Below are 25894 nucleotides of genomic sequence, written 5' to 3'. Positions count from 1 at the left end.
GATGGCAATGGTCGAACTCGAACGGACCTCAGACGACGAAGTGGCCTGGGCCCGTGACCAGGCGTTCGCAGGTCTGCGGGCGGCAATGCCACCGGGCGTCCTGGCCGAGGCCCTGCGGTGCAGCGTCCGCCTCGAGGCGGTGCTGCCGCACCGCGAGGAGCTGGAACGCAACCTCGTCCTGGTCGCCTACGGCGGCGGCAAGGACAGCTCGTACACGCTGGCCTTCGTCCGCACGATGCAGCTGATCCTGTACCGGGTGTACGGCCGGACGTTCCGGATGCGGGTGGCCACCAACCGGCACGCGGGCATGCCCCGCCCGGTGATGGAGAACATCGATCGCGAGTACCACGCACTGCGCCTGTTCGGCGACCCGGACTGCGAGCTGCTGCTGGTCGACGGCGACGAGGTGTCGGAGTTCTACGTCGACTCGCCGCAACGCGAGCACGTGATCCGGCGCAACCGGCTGGACATCCTGATGACCGGTCACCGCACCTTCGCCGACGGCCGGCCGACGTTCTGCAACTCCTGCAACCTCAGTGTTTTCAACGCCTTCGGGGTCGCCGCGGCTCACGGCGAGGGCGCCGACATCATCATCACCGGCGACTCCCCGCGGGAGCAACGTCAGTACACCGCCTGGGTCGGCCGGCTGGCCCGCCAGATCCGCGCCACCGAACCCGGCACGTTGCGCGAGCACGCCAGCACCGACAACGGTTTCGGCAAGGTGCTCGGCCAGCTCGACGACATCTCGGGTGCCTACTTCACCGACATCCTTGGTCCGGACGCCGCCACCGCGATCGCCGAGCGGCAGGTACGGACCGCCGTACCGGAGCACCTGCGGTTCTTCTCGATCTACGACGAGACCGACTACGCGGCCGGTGACCACTTCGAGCTGCTGACCGGCTTCCTCGGCTTCCAGTTCGACGACCTGGCGTTCAGCTTCACCGAGTCCGACTGCGCCAACCCGGCCCTGATGGCGCACCTGCGCGGGCTGAAGGCCGAGCGGTTGTTCCAGCGCTCGTACGACGAGGGCATGGCGGAGTACGTCGAGTTCGCACTGGGCCTGATGCGCAAGAAGGACATCCCGGCCAGCCTGATCGAGCTGATGCGGGCGCGCTACGACACCCCGGACGCGCTGAAACGAATGCGGCTGCTGGCCGAGGAGTACGCGCTGGAGACCTTCGGACTCACCGAGAGCCACCTGGTCTGCATGACGTACTCCCCCTTTGCCGGGCAGGGCGCCGGTCTCGAGCAGTTCCTCGAGCGCGAGCACCCCGAGCTGTCTCCCCGGCTCGCCGAGATCCACAGCCTGCTGGCCGGGGTGACGAACGACCCGGACCTGGCCGCCGAGCTCGAGCGGATCAGCGGCCTCGAGCCGAGCCAGCTCCGCGTGCTCTACAGCCGGTCGGTGCAGACCCCTGGCGGCGGCGGTACGCCGGTGATCGACCTGATCCTGCAGGGCGACCCGCACAAGGCCGTCATCGAGACCCGGCACACCCAGAACGGTCCGAACACCTTCGAGCAGATTTCGGGACGGTAACCATGGTCGTACACATCTCCCGGCTTGATCGCGACAACCTCGTCCACGAGTACAGCGTCGACACCCAGCGGCTGATGCCGTGGGCGGTGCTGAACGCCCCGTTCGAGGTCTCGTACGCCGTCTGCCGGGCGAACACGGTCTCCAAGCTGCACACCCACCACGAGCAGGAGATCTTCGTCGCCGTCTCCGGCGAGTGCGTGGTGGAGTGCGGCGGCGAACGGCAGCCCTTCCGGGCCGGGGACGTCTGCTACTTCACGCCGGGTCAGCTGCACCGGGTGCACAACCACAACGACGAGGACTTCGTCTTCACCAGCATCTGGTGGGACCCGGAGATGGCGAAGCGCTTCCTCGCCGAGTACGAGGGATCCGAGACCGAAGCGCTGGCCGCCGAGGCCGCCGCGAAGGCAGACCAGAACGCTGCCACCGCGGAAGAGATCGAGAACGCCGAGCGAGCGGGAGTGAACGTATGAGCCGAGTCCTGCCCTCCGACGACGACCGTCCCGTCCTCGTCCTGGGACCGAACCCGACCCCCAACGGCGGCATGCACCTGGGCCACATCGCCGGTCCGTACCTGGCCGGCGACGTCTACGCGCGCTACCAGCGGGCCCGCGGCCGCAACGTCATCTTCACCACCGAGACCGACGACAGCCAGACCTACGTGGTCGCATCGGCTGCCAGGGAAGGGATCACGCCGGAAGAGCTGTGCAAGCGCTCCACCGGACAGATCCAGGAAGCCCTGCGAGCGATCGGCATCTCCTTCGACGGGTTCGGCCCGTTCGACTCGGCGTACAAGGCCACGGTGCTGCAGTACTTCAGCGCGCTGCACGCCGCCGGTGTCTTCAAGCTCAAGACGGTCCGGCTGCCCTATCTGGAGCGGACCGGGGAGTTCATGGTCGAGGGCCTGATCGAGGGCGAGTGCCCGGTCTGCCTGACGATGAGCCGCGGCGGACTGTGTGAGACCTGCTGCCACCCGAACAACTTCGACCAGCTGATCAACCCGCACTCGACGATCGACCCGAGCGACAAGCTGACGTATCGCGAGGCCACCATCATGGTGCTGCCGCTGGAGGAGTACCGCGACCGGCTGACGAAGTACCACGAATCGCTGGCCGAGCACCGGCGCCCGCACGTGCGGCAGATGATCGCCGAGCTGCTGGCCCGCCCGTTGCAGGACGTGCCGATCACCTTCCCGCTGAACTGGGGCATCGACCCGCAGTTCCCGGAGGTGCCCGGGCAGGTGCTCAACGCCTGGCTCGAACTCATCCCGGCCGGCATGTTCACCACGTCGTACGCCGCCAGGAACCTCGGCCGCGACACGGTCCCCGGCGAGCTGTGGCGCAAGTCGGAGAACCTGCGGATCGTGCACTTCCTCGGTTTCGACAACGCCTACTACTTCTGCCTGCCGCACATCGCGATGCTGATGGCGCACGGCGACAAGTACGTCTGGCCCGAGTCCATCATCAACAACGAGTTCTACGAGCTGGAGAGCTCGAAGTTCTCGACCAGCAAGGGTCATGTGCTGACCCCGCAGGCGTTGCTGGAGGAGGTACCGCGCGACATCGCCAGGCTCTACCTGGCGCTGACCGCCCCGGAGTACCAGCGGTCGACCTTCAGCCGCGCGGGTCTGGACAAGATGGCCGAGGAACGGCTGATCGGTCCGTGGAACCAGCTCGCCGGTGCACTCGCCAAGGCAGTTGCCAACGCGGGCGACAGTTCCAGGCTGCCGGTCTCGCCGACCGCGCGCGGCCGAGTCGCGAAGATGCTCGAGCGCTTCGACCTCACCTACGAGATGCCGACCTTCAACCTGAACCGTGCCGCGGACACCGTGCTGGTGCACATCGACCGGCTCCGGCGCCGCGCGGTCGAGCTCGACGGCATCGGCCTGGACGAGCGGCCCGAGGAGTGGGGCGACCTGTTCTGCGAGGTGAAGGCCCTGCTGGCACTGGCCTCTCCCCTGCTGATCGACCTCGTCGCAGCAGCCCAGGAAGCCGGAGTCTTCGACGGTACGCCGGACGCCGGGCTGCTCGTCGCGGGATCGTTCGACGTTGCCGACATCGTGCCGTTCGCTCCGCCGTCGCTGGCCGCCTCGCCGGCCGACGGTGCTCTCACCGCGGGTGGGTGACACCCGATGCGGATCACGGTCGTAGGCGGTGGCGTGATCGGGCTGCTCACCGCGATCGAATGCGTCCGTACCGCTGGTGTGGAACAGGTCGATCTCGTCGACGCGGGCCCGATCCCGTCGCCGTCGGCCACGTCGAACGACCGGCTGCGGGTGGTCCGCGCGCTGCATCGTGGTGAGCCCGCGCTGACCACCGCGGCCGCGGCGTCGCACGACGGCTGGCTGGACGTCGAACGTCTGGTCGGCACGCGCTTCTACCACCCGACCGGCGCGCTGACTGCGATGTCGCCCGAGAAGGCGTCGGCTGAGCTCGCGCTGCTCACGGCCGCCGGCGCGAAGGCCTGGGCGTTGTCTCCACTGGACCTGGCGAAGTGGTACCCCCGCGTCAACTTCCCGGAAGGGTCAGCCGGAGTGCTGGAGGCGACAGCCGGTGTGGTGTTGGCCGATCACGCATTGGTCGCCATGGCGCACTGGCTGGGCGCCCAGCCTCGGGTCCGGCTGCATCCGCATCGGCAAGCGGTCGCGGTGTCCGAGGTCGACGGAGCTGGAGTGATCGGGTTCGCCGACGGCGGCACCCAGACCGCGGACAAGATCGTGGTGGCAACCGGGCCGTGGTCTCGTGAGTTGCTGGCAGGCGAGGTCGGTTCCGACCTGACGCTGTATCGGCAAAGCGTTCTTTCGTACCGGCCGCCGACCGGGCGCCGTAGTTGGTCCGACATGCCTGCTGTTCTCGGGCTCGGGCCGGCCGGCGATGCCTGGTTCATGCCGGCCGTACCGCAATCGGATGCGCCGATGCGGTTGAGCGCCGCGAGCGCCTGCCGGCCAGTGGACGCGATGACCGACCGGGTCACGTCCGATCAGTGGCGGCAACACCTCATCGACGTGTTCTCCCCACTGCTGCAGGCCTTTGACCCGGCTGCTGTCGTCGGCTCCACCGACGGCTTCTACCTGTCCGAACGCACTCACGGTGGCCCGCTGCTCGCGGCGTACGGGGCGGGAACGGTGTGGGCGTTTGCGGCCTGCGGCGGGATGTCCTTCAAGTTCGCACCCCAGATCGCCAAGGCGATCGCCGATCGTGCTGTGGGCGCGCCACCCCGCCCGACCGGTCTCGACTCGATCGACAGGCCGCGACAGCTCGCCGCGGTCGGTGAGGAGTAGATCCCATGCTGTGTTGGTCACAATGAAGTTGCTCGCGCTGGAAGCCGTGCAGAACGCCGGCTACTACCAGTCCCGCTACCAGCAGGTTGAGGAGTTCGGCGGCACCCTGTTCGTGCTCAACGGACTCGGCGAACCCGGCTACTGGCCGGCCGACCGGTACCGGATCGCCGGCTCCAAGCACATCGACGACATCATCGCGGCGGCCCGCGAGTGGCATGCCGTCGAAGGGTTCCACGGCGTCCTCACCTTCTCCGAGTCAGGGGTGCTCACGGTCGCCGCGGTGGCCGAGGCACTCGGACTGCCCGGTGTCGGTCTGGACGTGGCCAGGGTCAGCAGGAACAAACTCCTGATGCGTCAGGCCCAGGAACGCGGCGGTGCGCCGGTACCGCAGTACCGGTTGGTGCCGGATCTGGCGGCGGCGCTGGCGGCGGCCGACGAGTTCGGCTATCCGATCATCCTCAAGCCGACGTTAGGTGCCGCGAGCAACTTCGTGTTCAAGATCGACACACCGGACGAGCTGCGGACCCGGTTCCCGCAGGCGGTCGCCGGGATGGCCGGGATGTCGTGGTTCCGGATGGAGGCCGAGGGCATCGATCTCGGCCCGTACGGACTGCTGGTCGAGTCGTTCCTGGACGGTCGGGAGATGCAGATCGAGGCGCTCGCCTGGGACGACGAGGTGTACCTCGGCTCGATCGTCGACCGGATCACCATCGAGGGCAACACGTTCGACGACGACGCCCACCAGGCACCGACCACGCTCGACGCCGACCAGCTGGCCGCGGTCCACGAGGTCGTCGCCACCGCGGCCCGGGCGCAAGGCCTGCGCCGCAGCGTGATGCACGCGGAAGTTCGTTTCCACCAAGGCAAGCCACACATGCTGGAGATCGCGGTCAGGCCGGGCGGTGGCGGGCTGGACTACTTCGCTCGGCTGAGCACCGGCTACTGCCCGATCCGGGCCCTGATGGCTGTCGCCGCCGGGGTGAAACCCGAAGTGCGGCACTACCACCCGACCGGCGTACACCTGGCCGGCACGTGCCTGATCAGTGGGCCCGGCCGGATCGAGCAGATCACCGTGCCGCCCGAAGTGGCCGACGACGACCGGGTGTTCTTCCTCAAGATCACGGCCAAGCCGGGAGACGTCGTACGGCGTCCGCCCGACGGCAACAACATCCTCGGCTTCCTGTGCACCAGCGGATCGACCTTCGACGAGGCGATCCGGACGGCGTACGAGTTCGCCGCGCAGATCGACGTCCGCCTGGCACTGCCCGCCACAGCCTGACCTACCGCACAAGCACCGCAAGTGAAGAAGGGTGACCTGATGTCCACAACGCTGACCACACAGGATTCCGACCAGCCGTCCGAGGCCCGCCGGCCGGTCAAGGGTGGCGTCGTCACCTGGGCCTGCAACCCCGGTTTCCCGCCGGCCGCCATCTTCCCGTTCACACCGCGGGAACGGATCGGGATCCGCAACCTGTACGAGTTCCAGATCCTGATGTTCCGCCCGCTGTACTGGCTCGGCCGCGACGGTGCGCCCGAGGTCGACCCCGACCTGAGCCTGGCCTACCCGCCGGAGTGGAGCGACGACGGACTGAGCGTCACCGTCACGCTGAAGCCGTGGCAGTGGTCCAACGGCGAACCGATCTGCGCCGACAACGTGATGTTCTGGGTGAACATGATGGCGGTCAAGGGCGACCGGCTCGGGTACTACGTCCCCGGCTACTTCCCGGACAACCTGTCGTCGTACGAGAAAGTTGCCGAGGACAAGGTCCGGTTCACCTTCGACCAGGTGTACTCCAAGACCTGGGTGGAGATGAACCAGCTGTCGCTGATCACCCCGATGCCGAAGGCCTGGGACCGCACCGCGGACGGCCCGGCGCGCGCGTCGTTCGACAAGGACGACATCCCGGCTGTCTACGACTACTTGGTCTCGGAGAACGGCGACTGGACCGAGGAGGCCAACCTGCACCGCGGCCGCTGGGCCGACAGCCCGGTCTGGAGCGTGGTCAACGGCCCGTGGAAGCTGAAGAGCTACACCATCGACGGCATGGTCACCTTCGTCCCGAACGAGCAGTACTCCGGGCCGAACAAGCCGCACCTGGACGAGTTCCGGCAGGTGCAGAACGACACCGACGAGCTGATGTACCAGCGGCTGCTGGCCGGTCCGAAGGCAGACGACGGCATCCAGATCGGCTACCTGCCGCCCGGGATGGAGGTCACCGACGGGGGTCCGGACCCGCTCGCGGACCTGTACCGCGTCGTACCGCAGGACGTGTTCGTGGTCCGGTACATGCCGTTCAACTTCGACAACGACTCCACCGCGGCCGCGATCTACAAGCACACCTACGTCCGGCAGGCGCTGCAGATGTGCCTGGACCAGGACCGCATCATCCGTGAGGTCTTCAACGGCAACGCCTACCGGATGGACGGGCCGATCCCGCCGTCGCCGGCCAATCCGCACGTGTCGCCGAAGCAGCGCAAGGACCCGATGCCGTTCGACCCCAAGGCAGCCAACGCCCTGCTCGAGGCGCACGGCTGGGACACCAGCACCTTGCCCGCCGGCTGCGTGCAGCCTGGTGAGGTGGCCGGGTGCGCCGGCGAGGGCGTCGAGATCGGCGACCGGCTGTCCTTCACGATCCGGTACGTCGAGGGCAAGGACGCGCTGCTCAACCTGTTGAAGATCTTCCAGGAGGATGCGGCCAAGGCCGGGATCGAGCTCAAGCTGGAGCCCGTCTACGGCTCGGTGATGGTGGCCGAGGACCACGCCCCGAACCAGCCGGCCAAGCGGCTGTGGGAGATCAACACCTGGAACGGGGGCTGGTCGTACTACGGCCACCTGACCGGCGAGATGCTGTTCCGCACCGGCGGCGGCAGCAACTTCGGCGACTACAGCGACCCGAAGGCCGACGAGCTGATCGACCGGACCGTGCACAGCGACGACCCCGAGGCGCTGTACGAGTACCAGGACTACATCGCCGAGCAGGTGCCGACGATCTGGTCGCCCGGCTTCCCGAACCGGATGTTCGAGGTCGCAAAGAACCTGCACGGGGTCGAGCCGGTCAACCCGTACGGCCTGATCAACCCGGAGAACTGGTACTACGTCGAGGAGTGACCCGCTCCTCCCCCGGCAACGACAACGCCGCCCCAGCCCGATCGGGCTGGGGCGGCGGCGTTCTGTCTGCCTTGGGTCAGGACCCCGGAGGCGGCGGGATGGTCGCGGCCGGCAGGTGGTGCATACCGCGCAGCAGCGTGCTCGGCTCCCACTCCAGGAACTTCGGGTCGGCGGTCATCCGCAGGTCCGGGAAGCGTTCCAGCAGCCGGGTCAGCGCGATGTTGGTCTGCATCTTGGCCAGCGGCTGACCGATGCAGAAGTGCGGACCGTGGCCGAACCCGAGCACACCCTTGGGGCGGCGGTCCAGGTCCAGCTTGTTCGCGTTCTCGTACTGCTCCTCGTCGCGGTGCGCCGACAGGATCGACAGCGCCAGGATGCTGTTCTCCGGTACGACGGTGTCACCGATCTGGATGTCCTCGAGGGAGAACCGGAAGGTGGCCACGCCGACGCCACCGTCGTACCGCATCAGCTCGTCGATCGCCTGCGGCATGATCGACAGGTCGCCGCGCAGCCGCTCCATCGCGTCGGGGTTGGTGAGCAGGCTGAGGATGGCGTTCGACAGCGTGTGCTGCGAGGTGATGTGGCCGGCCACCGTGTAGAGGAAGATCATCGCGACGAGCTCGTCGTCGGTCAGCCGGTCGCCGTCCGGGTTGCCCTCGATCATCGCGCTGACCATGTCGTCACCGGGGTTCTTGCGCTTCATCTCGATGATCGCGTGGCCGTACTCCTGGACGTTCTTCGACGCGTTCTCGACCACCTCCGGCGGGTGCCCGGCGCCGACCAGCTCGACCGCCCACTGCTGGAACCGTTCCCGGTCCTCGAACGGGATGCCGAGCACGTCGCAGATGATCACGATCGGCAGCGGCTGGGCGTACTCGGTGACCAGGTCGACGTCGTCGCGGCCCTCCAGCTTGTCCAGGTACTGCGCGACCAGCTCCTCGATCCGGTCGCGGAAGTTCTCCATCCGCTTGAGCGTGAACGCCTTGCTGACCAGCGAACGCAGCCGGGTGTGCCGGGGCGCGTCGGTGTTCAGCATGTGCTGGGACAGCTCGTCGTCGAAGCCGACGTCGGGTTTGTCGGTCTCGACGTAGGTGCCGGTGTGACGGGCGAACATCTCGTTCATCCGGGTGCCGTCCTTGCTCACCCGGGGGTCTTGGAGCAGCAACCGTACGTCGGCGTACCGGGTGACGAGCCAGACATCGGCTCCGTGCGGGAAGACCACGTGGTGCACGCGGCCGGCCTTCCGGTAGGGCTCGAGGATCTCGTACGGCCTCTGCATGAAGTCGTCCGGGATTCGATCGAGTCCCTGGTGGATTTCGATGGTCATATGGTCCGATCCTCCTACCTGCAGGGCATGACGACAGGGGCGTACATGCGCTGAGCGATGTCTCGCCGTCACCCCAGAAGAGGCATCGGGGAACGGGCCCTGATACGCCTTGTTTTGTTGCCTTCAAACCCTGTCGGTCCGGCCTTTGGCGCGGTAGCGTGCGGGACCAAATGTCCACCGGCAAAACCGCCGGAGCATCCCGCCTGCCCGGACCAAGGGGTGAAGTAACCGATGAGTGAAGAAGTCGACCGCGAACCGGCATCGACCGAACAACCGGGCGCAGGCCTGGGCGCGATCGCGACCTGGCGCCAGACGTCGCTCACGTCGAAGGCCCTGCTGTTCGGCGTGTTCGTCAACCGGCTGGGCGCCTTCCTGCAGATCTTCCTGGTGCTGTTCATGACGCACAAGGGCTTCACGGCCGGGGAAGCCGGCTTCGCCCTCGGCGTCTACGGCGCCGGCCACGTGCTCGGCTCGTTCGTCGGCGGCTGGCTGACCGACCGGCTGAGCGCCCGCGCCGCGACGCTGATCAGCATGCTCGGCTCGGCCGCGCTGATCGTCTCGCTGCTGTACATCAACACCTACTGGCTGATCCTGATCGCGATCCTGGTCGTCAGCACGGTCAGCCAGCTGAACCGGCCGGCCGCGCAGGCGATGCTCGCCGAGCTGACCAAGCCCGGCCAGCTGGTGATGACGATGGCGATGTACCGGCTGGCCATCAACCTGGGCACCGCGGTCACCCCGATCGTCGGTGTCGCGCTGGTCTCGGTCTCCTACAACCTGCTGTTCTGGGCCGAGGCGGCCGCTGCCGTGCTCTACAGCGCGATCGCGTGGAAGTACCTGCCTGGCAAGGCGAGTCCGGAGGATCGCGCCGAGGCTGCTGCCGCGAAGGCCGCGGAGAAGAAGCAGGGCTACCGGGCCGTCCTGGCCGACTGGCGCTACGACTTCTACCTGGCCGCCGTGTTCCTGGTGACCATCGTCTACTGCCAGTACATCGCGGTACTGCCGCTGGCGATCGTCGACGAAGGCCTCAGCCTGTGGTGGTACAGCCTCGTCGTCTCGGCCAACGCGGTCGTCGTGGCCGTGTGCGAGGTGCCGGCGACGAAGTACGTGCAGAAGTGGCCGTTGCGGATCACCGCGATCGCCGGCTTCGGACTGGTGGCGATCGGGTACGGCGTCTACGCGATCGCGCTGATCCCGGCGCTGCTGATCATCGGCACGATCATCTGGACGGCGTCGGAGATCATCGGCGCACCGACCACCTTCGCCTACCCGGGCATGGTCGCGCCGCCGCACCTGCGTGGCCGGTACTCCGGCGCCATGCTGAGCGTCTTCGGCCTCGGCAACGCGATCGGCCCGGCGGTCGGCGTCTGGGTCTGGTCCCACCTCGGCCAGGCTTTCTGGCTCTGGGCGGCAGGCGTCGCAGTCCTCTCCGCAGTCTGCGCCCGAATCGGCATGCGTCGCCCCGACGAAGCCCCCGCCACCACCCCAGAACCCTCCACCGGGGGCCCTACTCCCGAACCCGCCACCTAAAGAGCTCTTCTTGAACAACGCGAAACGGTCCGGCCGTCAGGCCGGACCGTTTCGTGGCTCTAGCTGTTACTTGACCGGGATCGCCTGGCCGGGTTGAGCATCGGAGTCTTCCGGCAGGACGTGGAGGCAGCAACCGACCGAGGCGCCGCCATGGAGGCGGATGACCTCGAGGTCCGACTCCACCGTCGCCGCGCGGGCGAAGACGCCACCGAAGCCGTTGACGACCGTGAACACACCCCAGTTCACCAACCACGGCACCGGATCACCCTCGGGCATCGGGAAGTACTCCACCACCGGACGGATCCGCCGCTGGATGACCCAGGCGCCGTCGACGGCCGCCCGGACCTTCTCCTCCCACAGTTCCTTGCTCGTATCGCTCCGCCAGCCCAGCAGTACCCCTTCGCCACCGTGCAGCGACGTCGGCTTGAGCACCAGCTCTTCCTGGTGGCTCAGCACGTAGTCGATCAGCTCGACCTGGCTGCCGTCCTCCAGCGTCACCGGCTCGGAGCGGACCATCCGGGTCCACGGCAGGATCCGGTCCAGGGCTGCCAGCGTCCGCTCGTCGAAGTACTTGCGGTTCGCCTCGTCGGACAGCATCGCCAGCGCGCTCTTGCTGGCGAACATCTCCGAGTCCAGCGGCGTGAAGATCTTCACCTCGCCGCGCGCCGCCGCGTCCAGCACCGGCTCCATCAGTGCCAGCGAGTCCGGGTCCTCGAGGTCTTCCAGCATGAACAGCCGCTGGATGATGTCGAGCCGCCGGCCGTGCAGCCAGACTCCACCGTCCCGTACCTCGAGCTGTCCGATGTGACCGTAGATGCTCTGGATCCCCATCTGGTTCAGGCGACCCGAGAAGTGCTCCATGTACGGCTCGAGCGTCTCGTAGCTGGCCGGCCAGTCGACGGTGCCCATCACCGGCCGCGACCCGCGCTCGAACCCGCTCTCCACCAGCATGTTGTTGACCTGCTCGCGCATCGTGTCGACGTACCCGAGCCGGTGCTTCTCGGCGAACTCCGCCAGCACGGGCTGGTCCAGCAGCGCGCGGGCCATGTCCGACTGGTCGATGCCACCGAGCGCGCTGCCCATGTTGAACTCGAGCAGCTTGAAGCCGGTCTCGTCCAGGTACAGATCGGCGCGGCTCTGCTTGGTGACCGACGTGCCGCGACTGCGCAGTACGGCGGAAATCTGCACGTCGGTCAGGCCGACCGCCTTGCCGAACGCGGCCAGGTCGCCGCCGTACACCTTGTCGGGCAGGCTGATCAGCGCCGCGTGCATGGTGAGGATGTCGTCCGCCAGCTGCTCGGCCTCTTCGGCGCCGAGGAACAGCGGCCGGGACAGCCAACGGCCGCCGTAGAAGGACTGCAGCCCGACGGATTCCGGTTGCGTGCTGACGAGTTCGCCGGCCGAGATCCCGCGCCGCTTGATCTCGTCCAAGTACTGTGCCGTGAGTTCAGCTCGGCTCAAGCCGGTAACCATGTTCAGGACCTCCGGGGTGGGCTGGGCGAAGCCAGAACGGCTCCTGCTCGGACAGAGACCTCCGGACACCCGCGGAAATACACTCCCCTGCCCAGGTATCTGATCAGGCCCCTGGTGCGCTCTTGTCCGCATGGACCTCATTACCGAGCTCGGCACCTCAACGGCCACTGCCGGCAACCCGTCCGACGTGGTCGCGCGGCGGAGTACCGTCCGCCACTACCTGATGTGCCCGCCGACCCACTTCGACGTCACCTACTCGATCAACCCGTGGATGGATCCGGGCAAGCCGACCGACCAGTCGATCGCGATGTCCCAGTGGCAGCGGATCCACGACCAGCTGGTCGACCTCGGCCACACCGTCGACCTGATCCCGCCACTGCCCGGCCTGCCCGACATGGTCTTCGCCGCCAACGGCGCCACCGTGTACGGCGACCGCGCGCTGGTCGCCCGGTTCCGGTTCCCCGAGCGGGAAGCCGAATCGGCCGGGTACCTGGAATGGTTCGCCGCGCGCGGACTGTCCGTCCAGCAAGCGACCCGGGAGAACGAAGGCGAAGGCGACTACCTGGCCGCCGGACCCTGGCTGCTGGCCGGCAACGGCTTTCGTACCGACCGCCGCGCCCACGTCGAGACCGAGGAGTACTTCGGCCGGGCCGTGATCGGCCTGACCTTGGTCAACGACAAGTTCTACCACCTGGACACGGCACTGGCGGCGCTGGACGAGCGCACTGTCATGTACTACCCGGACGCCTTCACCCCTGGCAGCCAGGCGATCCTGCGCGAGCTCTTCCCGGACGCCATCATCGCGACCGCCGAGGACGCCGAAGCGTTCGGCCTGAACGCGGTCTCCGACGGCAAGCACGTCCTGATGCCGGAGGGCGCTAGCAACCTGACCGCCCAGCTGCGCAACGCGGGCTTCGAGCCGATCGGGATGGACGTCTCGGAGCTGCTGCGGGCCGGCGGCGGGGTGAAGTGCTGCACGCTCGAACTGCATGACCAGAGGGCCCAGTGATCGACTACAACGGCAGGAGGTTCCGTGATGCCGCGCACGCCGAGGGCGATGGACCCGTCGCGGCGTACCGGCAGCACGGTGACCTCCTGTGGGCCGACTTCAGCGGCGGCCGGGTACGGCGTGGGTCACTGAGCGGCCTGTGCCATCCGGACGGCACCCTCGAGTTCACCTACACGATGGTGCTTGCCGACGGCACGTTGCTGGCCGGCTACTGCGAGAGCACGCCCGAAATGCTGCCCGGTGGGCAGATCCGGCTGCACGAACGCTGGGAGCGGTACGGACCCCAGGCAGCCACCGGTGTTTCCCAGCTCGACGAGATCGTCGAGCCGGCCGGCCGGTCGCGTGTATCAGGGCAAGGATGAGAAGGCCTCTGCTTGTCATGGATTACGTCGCCGCCGTCCCTGCCGGCAGAGCCGTCGGGGACGGCGATCTGACCGTCCTGCTGACCAGCGTCTCGTCGGACTCGCACACCTGGAACCTGGTGTTCCTGCAGCTGGTACTGGAAGAGCTCGGCCATCGGGTGCACAACCTGGGGGCCTGCGTTCCGGACGAGCTGCTGGTCGCCGAGAGCCTGCGGCTGCGCCCCGACCTGGTGGTGGTCAGCACGGTCAACGGACATGGTTTTCACGACGGTTTACGGGTGATCGGCCAGTTCCGCGGGCACCCGGAACTGGCCGGCATCCCGGCGGTGATCGGCGGCAAGCTCGGCATCGCCGGTCCGGGTTCGGACCTCAGCCGGGCCGAGCTGATGGCCGCGGGGTTCGATGCGGTCTTCGACGACGGCACCGGGCTGACGGCCTTCCAGTCGTTCGTCGGCCGGCTCGCGATCGGCGTTGCTCCAGCAGGCCCGGTGGGCGCCGTCGCGGACCCGGGGTACGGCGCGTGAGCCTCACCTCTACCGGTTCGTTCGGTGACTTCGTCGCGCGCGCCCACGCGGCCGGCCGGCTCGTCGTACAGCCGCGGATGGGTGTCAGTGATGCCGATGCGATGCGCGCGGGACTGCTGCTCACCAAGGCTTCGGCAGCGACCACGGTCGGCACCATCACGCTCGACAGCTACACCCGTACCGGGGACGACGCCAGCGCCCGAGCCGCCCTCGCGGCCGGGGTCGAGCTGAACGGCTACCCCATCGTCGCGCACGACGCGGCGACGACGCGCGGCGTCCTGGACGGTGTGGTCGGTCCCGACTTCCCGGTCCAGATCCGGCACGGGTCGCCGTTGCCGGAGTCGATCATCGCCGCACTGATCGACGCGGGTCTGCACGCGACCGAAGGTGGACCGGTCTCGTACTGCCTGCCCTACAGCCGGGTGCCGCTGACCGAGTCGATCCCCAACTGGGCTCGCAGTTGCGAACTGCTGGCCGGCGTACGGACGACGGGTGTCGAGCCGCACGTGGAAAGCTTCGGCGGCTGCATGATGGGGCAACTCTGTCCGCCCGGCCTGCTGGTCGCGCTGAGCGTGCTGGAGTGCATGTTCTTTCGCCAGCACGGCATTCGCAGCGTGTCGCTGAGCTATGCGCAGCAGACCGATCCGGATCAGGACGCCGAAGCAGTACTGGCGATGCGACGCTTGGCCGCCCAGTGGCTGCCGGACATCGACTGGCACGTGGTCATCTACACCTACATGGGTGTCTACCCGCGGACGCCGAACGGCGCTTCCCGGCTGCTCGAAGAGGCCGCGCGGTTGGCGGTCCGGACGGCTTCGGCGAGGCTGATCGTCAAGACGGTCGCCGAGGGCTATCGGATTCCGACCTTCGCCGAGAACATCGCCGCGCTGGAGACCGCCGCGGCCGCCGCCGATCGCTGCACCAGGATCATCGGCGATGTCGTCGACACCGGTATCCACGCCGAGGCGAGTGCCTTGATCGAGGCGGTCGTCGGCCTCGACCCCGATCTCGGCGCGGCCCTGATCACCGCGTTCCGCCGCGGGTACCTCGACGTGCCGTACTGCCTGCACCCGGACAACGCGGGCCGGACCCGCAGTCACCTGGACAGCTCCGGACGGCTGCAGTGGTCGGCGATCGGGTCGATGCCGATCCGCGAGGTGGCCGGCCAGGCGACCGAGCTGACCGCCGCGGGGCTGCTCACGTCGCTGTCGTACATGGAGCGCAAGTTCGACAACGCCAGTCTCGAGCAGGAATACCGGGCCGCGCCCCGGCCGGACGAACTCACAGGGAGCACAGCAGATGACCGAGACCCGGATCCCCCCAGCCCAGGCCGAAGCCCGGCTGCCCGCCAGTCCGCGTGAGCACCTGACCTCGCCGGTCACCCGGTCGGTGCTGGTGATCCAGAACAAGATGCTGGCCGCGACCCGCGCGTTCCTGGCCGGCCGGGGATTCACCGAGCTGCTGCCGCCGATCATCGGCCCGGTCACCGACCCGGGAGCGCGGGGCGCGAAGCAGGTCGACGTGGACTACTACGGCTTCCGGTACAAGTTGATGACGAGTGCGATCCTTTACAAGCAGGCCGCGCTGACGTCGTTCGACAAGATCTTCTTCATCGCCCCGAACATCCGGCTGGAACCGCTGGAGACCGCGTCGACCAGCCGGCACCTGGCCGAGTTCCACCAGATCGACATCGAGATGGCCCACGCGGGCCGCGACGACGCGATCGCGGTGGCCGAGGATCTGGTCAAGCACGTTGTCGAGCGGGTCCTGACCGACCTGCCGGCTGAGCTGCACGCCCTTGGCCGCGACGCCGGTGCACTCGCCGAGGTGCTGACCGGAGCCTTCGGTCGGCGCACCCACGCCACCGCGGTCGCGGACCTGCAGGCGATCGACCACGACCAGAGCCCGGACGCGGAGATCGACTGGGTCGGCGAGGCGAAGCTGTCCCAGCAGGTCGACCGGCCGTTCTTCGTCACCGACTACCCGAAGGGCTCGCGCGGCTTCTACGACAAGGAGAACCCCGACCAGCCGGGCATGCTGCGCAACTTCGACCTGATCGCCGCCGAGGGGTACGGCGAGCTGTGCAGCGGCAGCGAGCGCGAGCAGGACTACGCCACCATCGTGTCGCGGATGCGCGAGACGGCCGAGAACCCGGCGAAGTACGCGTGGTACCTGCAGATGCTGCGCGACGGCGTACCGCCCAGCGCCGGTTTCGGGCTCGGGCTGGAACGGTTCACCCGGTACGTCGCGGGACTCGACTCGGTCTGGCAGGCCAGCGCCTTCCCCAAGGTCCCGGGCATCGCCTCGCCGTGACGACCGGACTGCGGGGAAGATGTCCCGCATGACGGACGCAACCACCCAACCGGCCGGCCGCCTCAGCCTCGGCCAGGGCACGGCGCTGTACGTCGGGGCCGTGCTGGCCACCGGCGTGATCGCCCTGCCTGCACTCGCTGCCGACGTTGCCGGGCCGGCCTCGTTGCTTGCCTGGCTCGGTCTCGCGGTGGTGTCCGCTCCCCTGGCAGCAACGTTCGCCGCGCTCGGTGCGCGCTACCCGGATGCCGGTGGCGTTGCGACGTACGCGCGGCTGGCGTTCGGGGACAAGGCGGCCGCAGTCGTCGGGTGGTGCTTCTACCTGTCCGTACCCGTCGGTGGGCCGGCCGCCGCGCTCTGGGCCGGTAGCTACGTCGAAGCGGGTATTGGCGGCGGTCAGACGACGGTGCTCGCGACCATGATGGTTCTGCTGGTGGCAGTGCCGGCCACGAACGCATTCGGCATCCAGGTGACGGGCCGCGTCCAGATTGCCCTGGCAGCCTTGCTCACTGTCTTCCTGGTCGGCGCAGTCGCGCTCTCGCTGCCGCATGCGGACCTGGGCAACCTGCAGCCGTTCGCGCCGCATGGCTGGCAGGCGATCGGCCCAGCGGCAGCACTGCTGGTGTGGAGCTTCGTCGGCTGGGAGGCCGTCACTCACTTGACTGCGGAGTTCCGCAACCCGGCCCGCGACGTACCGCGAGCCACTGCCATCGCGGTGGTCGTCGTCGGCGTGCTCTACCTCAGTGTCGCCTTCGCCACCATCACGGTTCTCGGCGAGGGCGCCGCCGAGACCGGTGCTCCGCTAGGCGACCTGCTGGCCATCGGTCTCGGCGGCAACTCCCGCATCCTGGCCGCCGTTGCCGCCCTCCTGCTCAGCTTCGGCGCCATGAACGCGTACTACGCAGGCGCCTCCAAGCTGGGCGCCGCGTTGGCTCGCGACGGCTCCCTTCCTGGGTGGCTGGCCCAGGGCAGCGCTGCCGGCGAGATACCGCGTCGCAGCCTGGCCCTCCTGTGCACCATGTCGATCACCACCGCTCTGATCGTGATGGCGGCAGGCATCGGCCCGTCTCCCCTGGTGCTCCTCACCACCGGCCTCTTCGTCACCGTGTACGCCGTCGGTGTCGCCGCAGCCGTCAAGCTCCTCCCCCGAGGCAGCAAGGCCCGCCGCGCCGCCCTGGTAGCCCAGGGCGCCGTGGTGGTCCTCCTGCTGATGGCAGGCCCCTACCTGGTCTGGGCCCTGCTCGTCACCGCAGCCGCCCTCCTCTACCGCCACCTCGCCGGTAGAGGAGCTCAGCGACGTCCGTGACCTCCGCCTCAGTTCGGGGCGGGAATCGCGGTGGCAGCGTCGAACCAGGTCGTCAGGTCGGTCGTGCTCGGCGCAATCTGGAGTTGCTCGGCGACCTTACGGACCTCAGCCAGGGACACACCGGCACCGAAGCTCTCGACGACCACCGCTCGACCGCGATACTCGATCCGGATCCCGTTCCCCTTGCCCTTGGCGCCACCGACCTTGGTGGTCGTGTCGTTGATGTACCAGGCGTCCATGCCGTTGATCCGCAGATCCGGTTCCGTCCCCGGGTTGTCGGACAGGGTGTTCCAGAACTTGCTGGTCTCGTACGAGATCCTCAGGTCGTCACCCGGCTGCGGCCACCAGCCGGGCCCCGCCATGCTCTTGGCCCGGGTTGGCTCTTGGTAGCCGGTCGACGCCTTGCCGTCGGAGAGCGTCATCGTGAAGGTGTGCCCAGCCCCCGCGACTGCGCCGGTCGGGCTCAGGTACCTGAGGGTGCGCGGCGTGATCCCCGCGGGGAGGTAACCAACCTGGTACGGCGACGCGAGCCGCTGCCCGCCCGTCGAAGTGCCTCTCGCGATCCTCGAAGCCAAGGCCAGGTCGCTCTTGTAAGGGCTGGTGAGGTTCGGGAGCCCGCGAGCGGATTCCTCCAGCTGGCTCTCGCAGGTGATCAGGGCCCACATGCCCTTGTCCGGCTGCCAGGCGATGGTCTTCATCGCGTCGACGGCGTTCCAGCGCGAGAGGCTGTCGTGCGGCGCCGGCGGCTTGCGCGCGGGCGAGGTGATCACTCGGCCCTTGATGCCGTTGACCTCCACGACCGGGCTGTCGGCCGGGATGGACCTGGGGTCGAAGTCGCCGTTGCGATGAACGGTCAGCAGACAGCTCTTCGACCAGGGCCCGAGGGGCTTGTAGATCTGGTAGACCTGCCTGTCCTTGGTGTAGGTCCGAGGGTTGAGGGTCAGCTCCGGGGGCACGGTGATCGAGAGCCACGGCCGCCACGCGGGGCCGCCACCTACCTCCCCGGCGGAGTCGGTGACCGCATGGTCTTTGAGGTGGGAAACGGCGAGCGGCGCCCCGATGGCGACGACGGTTGTGGCCAGGACGGCGCCCAGCACCAGCGGCGTGCGGCTGCGGCGTACCGGGCGGTCGGTTCGGAGCGTCGCGAGGATCTCGTCGGCGGACGGGGCCGTGTCGGCCAGGTGGTCGAAGGTGGCGCGGAGGTCGTCCTCAGTGCGCATGGGTCACTCCTGCTCGGGAGGTCTGAAAGGGTTGGGGAGCCGCCATCTCGATGCGGAGTGCGGCCAGTGCCCGGGAGGCATAGGCGCGGACCGTGCCGGCGGAGCAGCCGAGCGTCTCGGCGATCTCGGGGTCCGACAGCCCGCCGTAGTACCGCAGCACCAGTACCGCGCGTTGCCGCCTGGGCAGTTTCGCGAGCTCGGTGACGAGTTGGTCGTGGTCGGCCTGCTGGTTCGCGTGGTCGGCGACCGGCTCGCTCGGGAAGATCTCGGCGCGCGGCACGATCCGGGACCACTTGCGCCGCCAGGACAGGTACTCGTTGACCAGCATCCTGCGCAGATAGGCATCGGACGAATCGGCCTGAGCAACCCGCTCCCAGTGCCGGTGCGCCTTGACGGCGACGTCCTGGACCAGGTCACCCGCGAGATCGCCGGACCCGCACAGGACCGTGGCGAATCTGAGCAGTTTGGGAAGCCCCACCCGGGCCCATTCCTCGAACGTCACGCCGTCTCCTCGGTCCGGGCCGGTTCATCCGGCCTGTACCACTAAAGACTGCGCTCGGGGTCGATCTGCTGCCTACCAGTTTCCGGGTGGGGCCTGTTCGCGGCTCAGCGAGGTCCGTAGAGCGCCCGCATGCCGAGGACGTCCCCGCGGCCGAGGGTGCGCATGTGTCCACTGCAGCGTCTGATGCCGGGGTACATCGTCTGGTTCAGGTCCTCGGGGGCGCTGAGGTTCACCAGGCCGTACACGTGGCCGATCTCGTGCGTCAGAACGGACTCGACGTCGTACCGCCAGCGTTGAGGGTCCGGTGGGAACGCCGGGTCGCAGGCGGGATCGTCACCCGGTCGATAGGTCCAGTTGTAGTCGGCGTTGTTCATCCGGATGTCGGCCGAGACCGCTCGCGTGACACCGTGGCGGGTCTCGGCCCAGGTGCAGGTCCAGGCCAGAGTCGCTTCGAGGAAGCCACCCGGCAGATCACCCGTGTCGATGACGTTGTGGCCGTCGGACTCCCCGCAGGTGGTCTGGCCGTCGGCGTACACGAAGTTGCCTTGTTTGGCGGTGTGGCCGATGAAGGCTCCCCTCGCATGGGTCCGGCCGCTCATGCCGCAGGTGTTGCGTCCCTGGGTCATGTTGGCGGTGGCGCGTCGGGCCGCCGCGTCGAAGTCGGACTGCCGATGGGTGGCGAGCGCCGTGCCCTTCGTCGTACGGAAAAGCCAGGGCTTGTCCCATTTGTACGGACGTAGTTGGTAGCTGTCGCGTTCGCAGGCGCCGGGACCCGGTAGGTCCTGGAAGTGTTCCGGCGGCATCGTCGGACGCTTGGTCGTGGACACTCGTCCTTGCTCGTCCGTGGTCAGGGAGTAGGTGCGGGCGCCGTCGGGAAACAGCAGGTCCATGGTGACGCTGCCCCCAGGTTCCTGTACTGGAAGGGCGACGCCGTCGCCGGCATCCATCAACCTGCCGACAGCGCCGCACTCCGCGACGGATTTCGCTTCCAGGGCTGTGGACTGCAGGACACCTGCCGGCAGGCGGCACTGGCCGGTCGCGGCAGTAGCGGGTGATGGGACTGAGCCGACGCCTAACGTGAAGGCCGTCAGCATGGTGAGCGCGCGTGTGGAGTTCATGGTCTGCCCCCCAAGGCCGAATATGAGAAGGTCCCCCGTGCGTCGCCCCAGTACTAGCTGGAGAGAACGACTCACGGTTGCTGATACGGGCGTCCGGAGGGTGGACCGCCGGGTTCGTATTTTCGCGGGTCGGCCGCGGCCTCTGTTGGGCAAAGGCCGATCTAAGGAGAGCACCCTGCGCGCCGAGTCGTTTCCCGAGGCAGCTGTCCGAAGCCGGGCCCGTGCCGGTGCTGCCGATGCGTTTCCGCCCGCGGACCAGTACGGGCACTCGCTGTTCGGCGCCGAGACCGGTGGAGCGGATCCGTCCTGCCTGATCGACCGGCTCCGGCTGGTGCCGCCGGTCTTCGTCCCGCAGCGGCTGGCCCGGCTCGTCGAGCTGGCCCGCGAGCCGGTGTACCGGGACGTCGTAATGGAGACCCAGATCGGCGGGTTCCGGTCCGCTCTGCCCTTGTACGTCTCGGCTTTCGGCTCGACCGAGGCGGCCAGTGTCGCCCTCGGGATCGCGGCCAGCCGGCAGGCCGGGCGGCTGGGCATCCCGATGGTGGTCGGCGAGAACGTGATGCCGATGAACAGCTACGGCCGGCTCGAAGCCGACGCCGAACGCTCACTGCTCGGCCGGATCAGCGCCTACCAGGCCGAGGCACTCGACGGGTACGGCGGTGTCGTCGTTCAGCAGAGCACCGAGGACGCCGACGCCGAGGTGTGGAACCTGGTCTACAGCGACCCGAATGCCCTGCCCCTGTTGCAGTCCGGGCGCCTCGCGTTCGAGCTGAAAGTGGGCCAGGGCGCCAAGCCCGGCCTCGGCGGGATGACGTTGATGGGCGCTGCCGCGGCCGAGCGACTCGCCGATGCGTACCTCATCGACCCCATCGCCGGCGACGGCCACGTACTGCGCAGCAGCAGCCCCGGCACCTTCACCGAGGAGATCCTGCGTCAGCAGATCCGGCTGATGCGCAACAACTATCCGCGCGCCCGCATCTGGGTGAAGTTGCCGCCCGCGCGCGATGTCGCGGCCGCGGCGGAGGTCGCCTGGGAAGCCGGCGCGGATGCCGTGACGGTCGACGGCGCGGAAGCCGGTACCGGCTGGGCGCCGCGCGCGTTCCTCGACCAGGTCGGTCTTCCACTCGGCGAGTGCTTGCGCCGCATCGGCAACAAACGAGCCGCACCGGCCCCGACACCGGCTCCGTCCTGCCTGCTGGTGTCAGGCCGGATGTGGGAAGGCGCGCGGGTCGCCAAGTGCCTGGCACTCGGCGCGAACGCGGCTGGTCTGGGCCGCGCTGCTCTCATCGCGGTGGACACCGATCCAGAGCACGGACTGGCCAACCTCGTCGAGTGCCTCGCACTCGAGCTCCAGTTGCTCGTCAGCGCTCTCGGCAAGTACCACGTTGAAGCACTCGACCAGGACGACGTCTGGAGTCCGCCCGTGCTGTGACGAGCCCGGGCTGCGACGAGGCCGGCTGTGAGCGGCCCGGAAGGCCTGCGTCCGAAGGGGTTTCGGACACAGGACCCCGTCGCTGTGGACTAGGCCAGATGGCGGTTGCGGCCGAGCATCTCGGGGAGATCGCGCCGCGCGTGCGAGACGGTCTGCCGGCTGCGGACCAGCTGGACCAGCTCTTCGGTCGGCTCGACCCCGAGCTCGGAGGCCAGGCTCTTGCGGAAGAACTCAAGCCGCCGGATCGCCTCGACCACGTTGTCCTCGGCCAGGTGCACCTCGATCAGCACTCTGGTCGCGCTCTCCCGCAACGGCTCCAGCCGTACTGCAGCCATCGCGGCCTCGATCGCCTCGGCGTACCGGCCCTCGCAGGTCAACGCCTGAGCGGTCAGCTCGAGAGCGTGCAACTGCAACTGGCGAAGGCGTTCCCGGCCCAGCAGCACCCAGTCGTCGTACCAGCCGGGCAGCAACTCGCCCATCGTGGCCAGCGTCGGCAGCAGGCCCTGGTCGGCCCCGCACTCGCCTTCGTTGATCACCCGGCGGATGGCGGTGACGAGCCGGCTGACGTCGACGTCGAGCGACTCGTCCAGCCGCAGCGTCTCGTCTCCGGTGACCAACGGGTACTTGCTCAGCTGGCGTAGCCGCCACAAGGCCGTTCGCAGGCAGGCTTGGGCTTTCGAGTCCGACACCTCCGGCCACAGCGTGCCGGCCACCTCTGCCCTGCTGGAGCGGCCGCGGAGCGCGACGTAGGCGACCACCCGCCGCGCGCTGAGCGGAATGGACAGCGTCTGCTGGTCGACGATGACCCGGAAGCCGTCGAGCAGCCGGAGTTTGGCCGCCTCCTGACTTTCCGTCGGCTCGGCGTCCAGGTCAGGACGCTCCGCTGCAACAGTTTCGAACTGCATATGCTCCCCCACAGGCATGAATTCCCACTTCTGGTGATGACTTGTCGACACTCCGTTACCGCGAGAGCTTTCGGCGGAGCCGTCTCCCGGCCTGGGCATCGGCGACCTCCCCTTCCAGTGACCTCCGCATTACCTGCCGTGAAGTCTGAGGCGTCAACTAATCACAAGCAAGGCATTGGGGCAGGCGGGTATCTGTCAATTCCGGCGGCGCAGCGTGTATCACCCGTGACAGGTCAGCTCCTCTCGTTCGGTAGTGCTGACCCAGGAGGCAAACGCGTGGACGACGACAACATCGACGGTGTCGTGTTGCAGTTCGGTAGCGGCTTCCAGCCGTACCGCGAATACCTGATGGAGGGCGCCGCCAAACGCCGGCCGCTGTGGCTGATCGACGACGAACCGGCCGGCTGGCAACAGCCCTACCTGGCCGGCAGCACCGTGGTGCTGCCGCTGCCGGGAGACGGTTTGGTCCTTGATCACAAGGCTTTGCTCGCGGCTGCGGAATCCGTTGCCCGATCCCATCAGGTCCGCGGAGTCATCACCTACGACGAGCCGTCAGTGATCATCACGGCCTTGGTGGCGGACAAACTCGGACTTCCTGGGCTGACACCCGAAGGCGCGGAAGGCTGCCGCAACAAGGCACGCACGCGGCAAGCGCTGACCGAGGCCGGCCTACCGCAGCCACGCTACGCAGTGGTGACGACGGCCGAGGAGGCCGCCGCCGCGGCAGCCGACATCGGCTATCCGGTGGTGGTCAAGCCACGCGGGATGGCAGCCAGCATCGGCGTTGCGCTGGTCGACGGACCGGACGGCATCGCCGACGCGTTCGGCCGAGCAGATGGTTCAAGTCGCAACGGTCCGGCCGAGTACCACGGCGGCGCCCTGATCGAAGAACTTGTCGACGGCCCCGAGATCAGCATCGACGGCGCGGTGGTGGCCGGCGAGTACCTGCCGTTCTGCATCGCCCACAAGCAACTCGGGCCGGCCCCGTACTTCGAGGAGATCGGCCATCTGGTCGACGGCAACGATCCGCTGCTGACCGATCCGGAGTTGCGCGAGCTGCTCCGGGCCGCCCACGAGGCGATCGGCGCGCCGTACGGGATCACCCACACCGAGGTCCGGTTCAGCACGCGCGGCCCGGTGGTGATCGAGATCAACGGCCGGCTCGGCGGCGACTTGATCCCGTACGTCGGGAAACTTGCTACTGGCATCGATCCCGGCACGGTCCTGGTCGAGGTCGCCGAAGGCGTCCGGCCGGCCCTGGAGGCCGATCACCGCACCTGCGTCGGGATCCGGTTCTGCTATCCGCCCGAGGACTGCCGGGTGGTGGAGATCACCGTGCCCGAACCGGGCACGAGTCCCGGCCTGCTCGAGGCGCACCCGATGGTTGCGCCCGGCGCCACGGTCCGGCTGCCACCGCGGGCCCACATCGGCCGGCACGCCTACGTCATCTGCACCGCGGACGACCCGGCCACCTGTGCCGACCGGCTGTCCGCCGCGGCGGACCTGGTCGAACTGAAGTACGACGCCCTGAACGAGACCGAGTATTCCGGACGGCCATGGTGAGCCGAGCCCGCGTAACCAAAGGGGAGCACGTATGACAAACCGTGAGGTCGAGCTGCTCGCCATCGGCGGAGGACCGGCCAACCTGGCCCTCGCCGTCGCGATCGAGGAGCTCGGAGTCGACGGCCTGGCCGAGAACACCCTGGTGATCGAGCGGGGGCACTCGATCGAGTGGCAACGCGGTCTCCTGCTGCCGTGGACGAAAAGCCAGGTGGCCTTCGCCAAGGACCTGGTGACGCTGCGGAACCCGCGCAGCGAGTTCACCTTCCTCAACTACCTGCGCAGCGTGGGCCGGCTCGACGACTTCATCAACATGGGCAGCTTCACGCCGTACCGGGTGGAGATCTCCGGCTATCTCAGCTGGGTCGCGCAGTCGCTGCGCAAGGTGAAACTTCAACTGGGCTGTGAATGTACGTCGATCGCGCCGGTCCGCGACGCGGCCGGCACGCTGACCGGCTGGCTGACCAAACTTGCCGACGGCACCACGATCTCCAGCAAGTACCTGGTCATCGGCGCCGGCCGTGACCCATATGTGCCGCCGACACTGGCGGGCCTTCCAGCCGAGCGTTTGATCCACAGCACGCAGTACCGGTACCGGGTTTCCGAGCTGGACAAGGCCGGAGCGCACCGGATCGCCGTGGTCGGTGCGGCGCAGAGCGCGGCCGAGATGTTCCGGGCCCTGCAGACCGATCTGCCGGCCGGCGACGTGAGCTGGGTGATGCGGTCGATCGGGCTGCGCGCGTACGACACGAACAAGTTCACCAACGAGCTGTACTACCCGTCGTACATCGACAAGGTCTTCGAAGCGCGGCCGGAGGGCCGGGAGCAGATCCTGCGGGAGATGCACCTGACCAACTACTCCGGTGTGGAGACCGATCTGCTGCAGGAGCTCTACACCAGCATGTACCTGGACAAGCTGGCCGGTGTCGACCGGCGGCGGCTGGTGACGATGACCGACATCACCGGTGCACGGGAGGAAGGCGACGAGATCGTCCTCGAGCTGACCGACCGGCGGACCGACGAGGTGACCGAGCTGCGTCGGGACCTGGTGCTGCTCGGCACCGGGTTCGTTCGCGAGATGCCTGCCATGGTGCGTGATCTGGCCGCGGCCATCGGACTGGACCGGATCGAGGTCAGTCGGCGGTACCGGCTGGAGCTGAACGAACAGTCGGACGCGGCTTGTTATCTGCAAGGGGTCAACGAGGCGACGCACGGCATCGCCGACTCGCTGCTCAGCGTGCTCGGCAACCGGGCCGGCGACATCGCCAACGACCTGCTCGCCCGTCGCGCCGGAACGAAGGTCAACGGGACCCATCGGGCCACCAACGGTCACCTTGCCGCCGTACCGCTGTCGGCTGACGGGGTCTTGCACAGCTAACTGAGGAGACATTGC

The 25894-nt window shown here is 68.2% G+C and carries 22 protein-coding genes; 16 read left to right on the top strand and 6 right to left on the bottom strand.

The window, feature by feature from the left end; genetic code table 11:
- Window position 1 precedes the first annotated feature (1 nt).
- From AB0F51_RS16085 to AB0F51_RS16060, 6 genes are read left to right on the top strand one after another with little or no spacing between them, the layout of a single operon-like run.
- The gene (locus AB0F51_RS16085) at window positions 2-1537 is read left to right on the top strand and encodes a PqqD family protein (protein WP_360280169.1); all 1536 of its coding nucleotides are present in this window, start codon (window positions 2-4) and stop codon (window positions 1535-1537) included.
- Between the two features lie 2 nt (window positions 1538-1539).
- Window positions 1540-2007 (top strand): cupin domain-containing protein, encoded by a 468-nt coding sequence (locus AB0F51_RS16080; RefSeq protein ID WP_360280166.1) that lies wholly within the window; start codon window positions 1540-1542, stop codon window positions 2005-2007.
- Window positions 2004-3659 (top strand): class I tRNA ligase family protein, encoded by a 1656-nt coding sequence (locus tag AB0F51_RS16075; protein WP_360280164.1) that lies wholly within the window; start codon window positions 2004-2006, stop codon window positions 3657-3659. The genes AB0F51_RS16080 and AB0F51_RS16075 overlap by 4 nt, the downstream gene beginning before the upstream one ends.
- Window positions 3660-3665: 6 nt before the next feature.
- On the top strand, window positions 3666-4814 hold the full coding sequence (locus AB0F51_RS16070) for an FAD-binding oxidoreductase (protein WP_360280161.1): 1149 nt from the start codon (window positions 3666-3668) through the stop codon (window positions 4812-4814).
- A gap of 22 nt (window positions 4815-4836) precedes the next feature.
- Window positions 4837-6093: an ATP-grasp domain-containing protein gene (locus AB0F51_RS16065; protein ID WP_360280159.1), complete on the top strand. Its 1257-nt coding sequence runs from the start codon at window positions 4837-4839 to the stop codon at window positions 6091-6093.
- A gap of 39 nt (window positions 6094-6132) precedes the next feature.
- Window positions 6133-7923: an ABC transporter substrate-binding protein gene (locus tag AB0F51_RS16060; protein ID WP_360280156.1), complete on the top strand. Its 1791-nt coding sequence runs from the start codon at window positions 6133-6135 to the stop codon at window positions 7921-7923.
- A gap of 76 nt (window positions 7924-7999) precedes the next feature.
- Here AB0F51_RS16060 and AB0F51_RS16055 read toward each other — a convergent pair whose 3' ends face one another.
- Entirely contained in the window at window positions 8000-9250 is a 1251-nt protein-coding gene (locus AB0F51_RS16055) for a cytochrome P450 (RefSeq protein ID WP_360280153.1), read from the bottom strand.
- Between the two features lie 231 nt (window positions 9251-9481).
- Between AB0F51_RS16055 and AB0F51_RS16050 the strand changes: the two genes are divergently transcribed.
- Entirely contained in the window at window positions 9482-10780 is a 1299-nt protein-coding gene (locus AB0F51_RS16050; protein ID WP_360280150.1) for an MFS transporter, read from the top strand.
- 66 nt (window positions 10781-10846) lie between these two features.
- On the opposite strand, the gene AB0F51_RS16045 is transcribed toward AB0F51_RS16050, so the two are convergent.
- Window positions 10847-12241 carry a hypothetical protein gene (locus AB0F51_RS16045; protein ID WP_360280148.1) on the bottom strand — a complete coding sequence of 465 codons (1395 nt, stop codon included), beginning with the start codon at window positions 12239-12241 and terminating at the stop codon, window positions 10847-10849.
- Window positions 12242-12383: 142 nt separating this feature from the next.
- Here AB0F51_RS16045 and ddaH point away from each other — a divergent pair, with 142 nt between their 5' ends.
- The 6 genes from ddaH to AB0F51_RS16015 are packed head-to-tail and all read left to right on the top strand — an operon-like array spanning window position 12384 to window position 17764.
- Entirely contained in the window at window positions 12384-13262 is an 879-nt protein-coding gene (gene ddaH, locus AB0F51_RS16040; protein WP_360280145.1) for a dimethylargininase, read from the top strand.
- The gene (locus tag AB0F51_RS16035; RefSeq protein ID WP_360280142.1) at window positions 13259-13624 is read left to right on the top strand and encodes a hypothetical protein; all 366 of its coding nucleotides are present in this window, start codon (window positions 13259-13261) and stop codon (window positions 13622-13624) included. The genes ddaH and AB0F51_RS16035 overlap by 4 nt, the downstream gene beginning before the upstream one ends.
- Window positions 13621-14148: a cobalamin-dependent protein gene (locus tag AB0F51_RS16030; RefSeq protein ID WP_360280139.1), complete on the top strand. Its 528-nt coding sequence runs from the start codon at window positions 13621-13623 to the stop codon at window positions 14146-14148. The genes AB0F51_RS16035 and AB0F51_RS16030 overlap by 4 nt, the downstream gene beginning before the upstream one ends.
- Window positions 14145-15509 (top strand): methylaspartate mutase, encoded by a 1365-nt coding sequence (locus AB0F51_RS16025; RefSeq protein ID WP_360280136.1) that lies wholly within the window; start codon window positions 14145-14147, stop codon window positions 15507-15509. The genes AB0F51_RS16030 and AB0F51_RS16025 overlap by 4 nt, the downstream gene beginning before the upstream one ends.
- Entirely contained in the window at window positions 15448-16461 is a 1014-nt protein-coding gene (locus AB0F51_RS16020) for an asparagine synthetase A (protein WP_360280133.1), read from the top strand. Before AB0F51_RS16025 ends, AB0F51_RS16020 begins: the two co-directional genes overlap by 62 nt.
- 28 nt (window positions 16462-16489) lie before the next feature.
- Entirely contained in the window at window positions 16490-17764 is a 1275-nt protein-coding gene (locus tag AB0F51_RS16015) for an amino acid permease (RefSeq protein ID WP_360280130.1), read from the top strand.
- A gap of 8 nt (window positions 17765-17772) precedes the next feature.
- Here the strand turns inward: AB0F51_RS16015 and AB0F51_RS16010 are convergent, their stop codons facing one another.
- From AB0F51_RS16010 to AB0F51_RS16000, 3 genes are all read right to left on the bottom strand, one after another.
- Window positions 17773-18984: a hypothetical protein gene (locus AB0F51_RS16010; RefSeq protein WP_360280127.1), complete on the bottom strand. Its 1212-nt coding sequence runs from the start codon at window positions 18982-18984 to the stop codon at window positions 17773-17775.
- The gene (locus tag AB0F51_RS16005) at window positions 18974-19486 is read right to left on the bottom strand and encodes a SigE family RNA polymerase sigma factor (RefSeq protein WP_360280124.1); all 513 of its coding nucleotides are present in this window, start codon (window positions 19484-19486) and stop codon (window positions 18974-18976) included. The genes AB0F51_RS16010 and AB0F51_RS16005 overlap by 11 nt, the downstream gene beginning before the upstream one ends.
- Before the next feature lie 104 nt (window positions 19487-19590).
- Window positions 19591-20604: a matrixin family metalloprotease gene (locus tag AB0F51_RS16000; RefSeq protein WP_360280122.1), complete on the bottom strand. Its 1014-nt coding sequence runs from the start codon at window positions 20602-20604 to the stop codon at window positions 19591-19593.
- 145 nt (window positions 20605-20749) lie between these two features.
- Here AB0F51_RS16000 and AB0F51_RS15995 point away from each other — a divergent pair, with 145 nt between their 5' ends.
- On the top strand, window positions 20750-22036 hold the full coding sequence (locus AB0F51_RS15995) for a glutamate synthase-related protein (protein ID WP_360280119.1): 1287 nt from the start codon (window positions 20750-20752) through the stop codon (window positions 22034-22036).
- Window positions 22037-22125: 89 nt separating this feature from the next.
- Here AB0F51_RS15995 and AB0F51_RS15990 read toward each other — a convergent pair whose 3' ends face one another.
- A complete protein-coding gene (locus tag AB0F51_RS15990) occupies window positions 22126-22941 on the bottom strand; it encodes a BTAD domain-containing putative transcriptional regulator (protein WP_360280116.1) in 816 nt (271 codons plus the stop codon).
- Between the two features lie 276 nt (window positions 22942-23217).
- Between AB0F51_RS15990 and AB0F51_RS15985 the strand changes: the two genes are divergently transcribed.
- Window positions 23218-24504, top strand: coding sequence for an ATP-grasp domain-containing protein (locus AB0F51_RS15985; protein ID WP_360280113.1), 1287 nt, complete (start codon window positions 23218-23220; stop codon window positions 24502-24504).
- Window positions 24505-24535: 31 nt separating this feature from the next.
- Window positions 24536-25879, top strand: coding sequence for a SidA/IucD/PvdA family monooxygenase (locus AB0F51_RS15980; RefSeq protein ID WP_360280110.1), 1344 nt, complete (start codon window positions 24536-24538; stop codon window positions 25877-25879).
- Window positions 25880-25894: the final 15 nt, after the last annotated feature.

The organism is Kribbella sp. NPDC023855, assembly GCF_040639475.1.
Classification (GTDB): domain Bacteria; phylum Actinomycetota; class Actinomycetes; order Propionibacteriales; family Kribbellaceae; genus Kribbella.
Note: the sequence above shows the minus strand (reverse complement) of the source record. Positions and strands in the feature narration are given on the sequence as shown.